General features: G+C 70.2%; 5 protein-coding genes. 4 read left to right on the top strand and 1 reads right to left on the bottom strand.

Going from position 1 to position 6,611, the window contains the following annotated elements; translation table 11 throughout:
- Together FF041_RS14215 and FF041_RS14210 are read left to right on the top strand one after the other, a co-directional pair.
- The coding region (locus tag FF041_RS14215) for an acyl-CoA dehydrogenase family protein (protein WP_267133195.1) at window positions 1-494 on the top strand (494 nt) is incomplete at its 5' end.
- Complete coding sequence (locus FF041_RS14210; protein ID WP_153523178.1) at window positions 494-985, top strand: nitroreductase family deazaflavin-dependent oxidoreductase; 492 nt, start codon at window positions 494-496, stop codon at window positions 983-985. The genes FF041_RS14215 and FF041_RS14210, both read left to right, overlap by 1 nt.
- Window positions 986-1,093: 108 nt before the next feature.
- Here the strand turns inward: FF041_RS14210 and FF041_RS14205 are convergent, their stop codons facing one another.
- Window positions 1,094-1,924, bottom strand: coding sequence for an NAD(P)H-binding protein (locus FF041_RS14205; protein WP_323391852.1), 831 nt, complete (start codon window positions 1,922-1,924; stop codon window positions 1,094-1,096).
- Between the two features lie 181 nt (window positions 1,925-2,105).
- Between FF041_RS14205 and FF041_RS14200 the strand changes: the two genes are divergently transcribed.
- Window positions 2,106-3,053: an AraC family transcriptional regulator gene (locus FF041_RS14200; protein WP_153523177.1), complete on the top strand. Its 948-nt coding sequence runs from the start codon at window positions 2,106-2,108 to the stop codon at window positions 3,051-3,053.
- Between the two features lie 318 nt (window positions 3,054-3,371).
- Window positions 3,372-6,611, top strand: a 3,240-nt coding sequence (locus FF041_RS14195) for a SpaA isopeptide-forming pilin-related protein (RefSeq protein ID WP_194292026.1), incomplete at its 3' end; no start/stop codon positions are given.

Raw genomic sequence — 6,611 nt, 5'->3', positions numbered from 1 at the left:
TCGGCCGGGCGATCGGCTCGTTCCAGGCGGTACGGCACCGGCTGGCGGATCTGTACGTCCGCGTCCAGGCGGCGCGTTCGGCGGCGTACTACGCGGCCGAACACGGTGACCCGGCCGACGCCGGACTCGCGCTGGCCCAGTGCCTGGAGGCGGTACGGGCCGTCACGGCGGACGCGATCCAGCTGCACGGCGGGATCGGCTTCACCTGGGAGCACGAGGCCCATCTCTACTTCAAGCGGGCGGCGGGGGACGAGCTGCTCTTCGGCCCGGTGCACCGGCTGCGGGCACGGGCGGCGGAGACGGCGGGACTGTTCACCGGCGCGTACGGACCCGGCGGGCCCCGGGAAGCCGCACCCGGACACGACTCCGGGAACGGAGCCCCACCCGGACACGACCCCAGGGAACGAACCCCGCTCGCGAACGGGACCGGGGAAGAGGCCCCGTTCGCGAGCGGGAGCGCCGGGGCCGTGGAAGCCGCGCGGGCGGTCCGGTGATGACGGACACGACCGCAGCCCCCCTCGGCGTACGACTGGTCCGCAAGGTCTCCTCGACCCGGCTCTTCGCCCGGCTCGCCCCCCATGTCATCCCGCGACTGGACCATGCCGTGCACCGGCTGACCCACGGCCGTGTTCTGCCGAGCACCCGGATGCTGCCCGGTCTGGTCCTCACGGCGCGCGGCGCGAAGTCCGGCCTCCCCCGGGCCATCCCGCTGGCCTGCATGGCCGAGCCGGACGGCTCGTGGATCCTCATCGGCTCCAACTTCGGGCGGCCGGACCATCCGGCGTGGACGGCGAATTTGCTCGCCTTCCCCGACGCCGAGGTGAGCTGGAAGGGCGAGGACATCCCGGTGACGGCCCGGCTGCTGACGGGCGAGGAACGTGCGGAGGTATGGGCGAGGACGCTGCGGTTCTGGCCCCCGTACGCCGTCTATCAGGCACGGATCCCCCGGACGATCCGGCTGTTCCGGCTGACCCGCAGGTCATGAGCCGGTCGTGAGCCGGTCGTGAGCCGGTCGTCATGATCCGGGCCCGCCCGTGGTGCGCCGGCCCCGGCTCCGGCCCCGGCCCCACGGCACACCACGGGCGGCGCCGGACTACCGCTGGAGCGCGTGCTCCTGGAAGGAAGCGAAGTCCGTACGCGCCACATACGCGCCGAACTCCTGCGGCTCCCGCCCCAGCGCCCTGCGCACCCCGTCCGACAGCTCCGCGCCCCTGCTCGCGCGGACATGGCCGAACAGCCCTATGACGAACTCCACGTACTCCGCCGGATGGCCCCGCTCCGCCATCAGCACGCGGTACTCGTCGTCCGTCACCGGGTGGTACGCCAGCTCGCGGCCGGTCGCGTCCGCCAGCGCGGCCACCACCTCCCGCAGGGTCATCGCCTCCGGCCCGGACAGGATGTACGTCTGGCCCGCGTGCCCCTCCTCCGTCAGCGCGGCGACCGCGACATCCGCCAGATCCTCCAGGTCGATGAAGGGCTCGCGCCCCTCCCCGGTGGGCAGCCGCAGCTCGCCCTCGGTCAGCAGCGGATAGAAGCCGGTCTCCTCGGTGAAGTTCTGGTTGAACCACGAGGGCCGCAGAATCGTCCACTCCAGACCCGACTCCCGTACGGCCCGCTCCGTGGCCAGCAGCCGACCGCTCTCATGGTCCACCTCCGCCCAGATCCTGGCCGACAGCAGCACCAGCCGGGTCACACCCAGCGCGGCGGCCCGTGCCGCGAAGGCGCGGACCTCGTCCCCCGCGCCGGGTCCCTGCGAATCGACGACATAGACCGCGCCGACCCCGTTCAGCGCAGGGTCCCAGGAGCTCTCGTCGTACCAGTCGAAGCGCACCTCGCCCGAGCGCGAGGCGACCCTCGGCGTGAAGCCGCGCCGCCGCAGACCGTCGGCCACCCGGCGGCCGGTCTTACCGGTGCCGCCGAGCACCAGCACAGGGGAGGGGGATGAGGAAGAGGGAGAGGGAGAGGGAGAGGGAGAGGAAGAGGGAGCCGTGGACATCAATGGATTCGTCATGATGATCAGTCAACCGGCGGTGTGTGGAGCGGGCGATGGCTGTTCCTCTCATGTCGATGTCTGAACGTCTCACCCGCCCCTAGACTCGCTGCGCATGGATGACGCGCTGTCGAGCCTGCTCCACGACGTCCGCCCCCAGGGCGCCCTCTTCGACCGGTCGGCCATCAACCCTCCCTGGGCGCTCCGGTTCGCCGAGGGGACCCCGCTGGCGCTGCTGGCCATGGTCAGCGGCTCTGCCTGGGTCACCCCTGACGGCGCGGCCCCGGTCCGCCTCGGCCGGGGAGACGTCGCCCTCCTCACCGGTACGGAGCCCTACACCGTGGGCGACGAACCCGGTACGCCGCCGTGCGCCGTGGTCCACGGCGACGGGAGCTGTACGACACCGGACGGACGGCTCATGCTCAGCCAGCTGTCGATGTGCGGGTTCGGACCGCCGCGCGAGGACTCCTCCGGGGTGCTGCTCAAGAGCACCTTCCAGGTCAGCGGCAGCGTCTCGCAGCGCGTGCTCTCCGCGCTGCCGCGTATCGCCCTGATCCCCGCCGGTCCGGACGGCTGTCCGGCGCTGGACATGATCTCGGCGGAGATCGCCAAGGATGCGCCGGGCCAGCAGGGGGTGCTCGACCGGCTGCTCGATCTGCTGCTGGTCATGAGTCTGCGGGAGTGGTTCGAGCGGCCCGAGGCACGGCCCCCCGGCTGGTACCTCGCCCACGCCGATCCGGTGGTGGGGCGGGCGCTGCGGCTGATGCACGGCGACCCGGCCCATGCCTGGACGGTGGCCTCGCTGGCCGTCGGCGCCGGCGCGTCCCGGGCCCGGTTCGCCCGGCGGTTCAGCGAACTGATGGGGCAGTCGCCGATGGCGTACCTCACCGACTGGCGTATCTGCCTGGCCTCCGATCTGCTCGCCCAGACCGATGCCACGGTCGACGCGATATCCCGCCGGGTCGGCTATGCGAACGCGTATGCCCTCAGCGTGGCCTTCAAGCGGATCACCGGGGTACGGCCGGGTGAGCACCGGACCCTGGCACGGGCCGAGGGCCGCTGAGGCCGGTGCTCACCCGGGGCGACGAGGCGGCCCGAAGAGCCTCCAAAGACTCCCCGAAGAGTCTCCGAAGAGGTTTCCAAGAGCACCCGAAGAGTTCTCGAAGAGTCCCTGAAGAGGCTCCGAAGACCACCTGAAGGGCGGCGGAAGGTGGTGGAAGACCGGCGGAAATGATAGAGGGATACTGCAACGATGGCGCGGCCGGGTGATTGTCCGCCCCTTATTCCCCCTATACGGGAGTGTCGGCCGTTCCCTTCAGTTTCTCCTGCTCAGCCTGTCCAGAGAATTGCCGGACAGAGAACTCACAGGAGAACTCGACGAATGAGAGCAATCCTCGCGCGATTGCGACAACGGTCCTGGACAGCGGGCATGGCCTGCGCCGTCCTCGCCGTGACCGCACCCGCGCTCGCCCTCGGGCCTGGCATGCTGCCGACGGGAGCGGCCTACGCCCCGGCAGAGAACGTGCAGACTGCGGAGGTCAGAGCAGCCGCACCGCTGCCGGGCGGGCTGGGGCCCTGTATTCCAGGCGACTGCCCCAACCCCTATCCGCCGATCAACAACGGCCCCATTCAGGGCCGGGACCTCAATATCAATGTGTTCGCGGGCGGTGACTTCCTCGTCCGTGAGCGTGCCGCCGAGGCCGAGGGCAAGATCGTTGTTCTCGGGAACTTCGACCAGAACAAGTCCGTCGGCGGCAGCGTCGTCTACAACGTCGGCATCGTCGGCGTCGGATCGCGCGTACCGCCTCCGGACGGCTCGGACTTCCTCACCACCGGCGGCAATGTCACCGTCGCCGCCGGACAGCGGCTGCTCGCCGACGGCGGTGTGATCCGCTACGGGGGCACTCTGACCGGCACGGTCACCGGAACCCCGGTCGCCGACCCCAACGCGGCGGCCCCGTATCTCGCGCTCCGCGACCAGCTGACCACCGCCAGCCAGTGCTACGCGCGCGACGCCCAGGGCACCCGGCCCGCCACCGGCACCGCCGTCAACACCGGCGGTGAGACGGTCTTCACCGGTGACGGAACCTCCGCTCTCCAGGTGTTCAACGCCGACTTCAACATGACCACGGCGACCGGTGGGCAGCAGGGGCTGCGGTTCGCGAACATCCCCGCGGGCGCCACCATCCTGGTCAATGTGCTGGGCGCCAACCGGGTGATCAACACCTACAGTGGCAGCCCCTTCGACACGGACCCGCTCAACCAGCTCCGTGAGCGGCTGCTGTGGAACTTCCCCGACGCCACCGCGGTCGGACTCCGTGGCACCGGCCAGTTCCAGGGCAGCGTCCTCATCGGCAACCAGGCGTCGATGACCACGGTCACGCTCCCGGGCACGAACGGCCGCTTCTTCTCCACCGGCTCGATCACCCACACCAGTGTGGTGGGCGCCGGCGGCGGCCAGGAGTTCCACTCGTACCCCTTCGACGGCGATCTGCCGGACTGCTCGGCGCCTCTGCCGACCGCTCCCGTCCAGGTCGTCAAGAGGGACGCGGACACCCAGGCCCCGCTGGCGGGCGCGGTGTTCCAGCTGTGGGAGGAGACCAACGGCGTTCCCGGTCTCCAGACCACCGGAACGGACCCGGACACCGAGATCAACGGCCCCTGCACCACGGGCGCGGACGGAGTCTGCTCCCGCACGGTCGAGCTCGGCACCTACTACTGGCAGGAGACGGCCTCTCCACCCGGCTACGACCTACCGGTGAACCCGGTCTTCGGTCCCCTGGTGCTCGGCCCGGACAATATTCCGGCCGGGATCACGGTCAACGCCGCCAACAGCCGGACCCCCGTGACCGGTGAGGTCTCGCTGGAGAAGACCGACTCGGACACCGGCGCCGGGCTCCCGGGCGCGGTGTTCGAGCTGTGGAAGGACACCAACGGCGTCGCCGGCCTCCAGACCTCCGGATCCAACCCGGACACCCAGGTCAACGGCCCGTGCACCACGGACGCGATCGGCGAATGCTCCCGCGTGGTCGAGACCGGCACGTACTACTGGCGTGAGATCACGCCGCCGCCCGGCTACGACCTCCCCGGCGACCCGGTCTTCGGCCCGCTGATCCTCACCGAGGAGAACGCGGCGGCCGGCGTCAATGTGAACGTCGAGAACACCAAGACCCCGGTGCCTCCGGTGACGGGCGACGTCACCGTGGTCAAGACGGACGCCGCGACCGACGCGGCGCTGGCGGGCGCGTCCTTCCAGCTGTGGGAGGAGACCAACGGCGTCGCCGGCCTCCAGACCACGGGTCCGAACCCGGACACCCAGATCGGCGGCCTCTGCGTCACGGGCGCCGACGGCGAGTGCACGCGTACGGTCGAGACCGGCACGTACTACTGGCAGGAGACGGCGGCCCCACCGGGCTACGACCTCCCGGTGAACCCGGTCTTCGGTCCGCTGATCCTCACCGTCGACAACGCCTCCCAGGGCATCATCGTCAACGCCCCGAACACCGCCACCGCACCGGTCACCGGTGAGGGACGGGTCCTGAAGGAGGACTCGGGCACCGGCGACCCGCTGGCGGGCGCGGTGTTCGAGCTGTGGGAGGAGACCAACGGAATCCCCGGTCTCCAGACCATGGGCGCGACCCCTGACACCCAGCTGAACGGCCCGTGCACCACGGGTGCGGACGGCCTCTGCGCTCGTACGGTCGAGACCGGCACGTACTACTGGCGTGAGACCGCCGCTCCGCCTGGTTACGACCTTCCGCTGAACACGGTCTTCGGCCCGCTGGTCCTGACCACCGAGAACGCGGCTGAAGGCGTGACCGCGACGGCGGAGAACACTCCGACCGTGCCGGTCACCGGCGATGTGACCGTGGTGAAGGAGGACTCGGGTACGGGTGACCCGCTTGCGGGTGCGGTGTTCGAGCTGTGGGAGGAGACCAATGGTGTTCCCGGTCTCCAGACCACGGGTCCGAACCCTGACACTCAGCTGAACGGTCCCTGCACCACGGGCGCGGATGGCGAGTGCACGCGTACGGTCGCGACGGGTACGTACTACTGGCGTGAGACTGCGGCCCCGCCGGGCTACGACCTGCCGGTGAACACGGTCTTCGGTCCGCTGGTCCTCACCAACGAGAACGCGGCTGACGGCGTGACGGTGACGGCGGAGAACACTCCGACGACCCCGGTCACCGGTGATGTCACGGTCGTGAAGGAGGACTCGGGTACGGGTGACCCGCTCGCGGGTGCGGTGTTCGAGCTGTGGGAGGAGACCAACGGCGTCCCCGGTCTCCAGACCATGGGCCCGAACCCGGACAACCAGATCGGGGCTTCCTGTACGACGGGTGCGAACGGTGTCTGCACGCGTACCGTCGCGACGGGTACGTACTACTGGCGTGAGACCGCTGCTCCGGCTGGCTATGACCTGCCGGTGAACACGGTCTTCGGTCCGTTGGCCCTGACGGATGACAATGCGTCGCAGGGTGTGACGGTGACGGCGGAGAACACTCCGACGACTCCGGTCACGGGCGATGTCACGGTCGTGAAGGAGGACTCGGGTACGGGTGACCCGCTTGCGGGTGCGGTGTTCGAGCTGTGGGAGGAGACCAACGGTGTTCCCGGTCTT

Origin of the sequence: Streptomyces jumonjinensis (assembly GCF_009600885.1) — a bacterium.
In the GTDB taxonomy this organism is placed as follows: domain Bacteria; phylum Actinomycetota; class Actinomycetes; order Streptomycetales; family Streptomycetaceae; genus Streptomyces; species Streptomyces jumonjinensis.
This window is presented reverse-complemented; position numbering and strand designations above follow the sequence as displayed.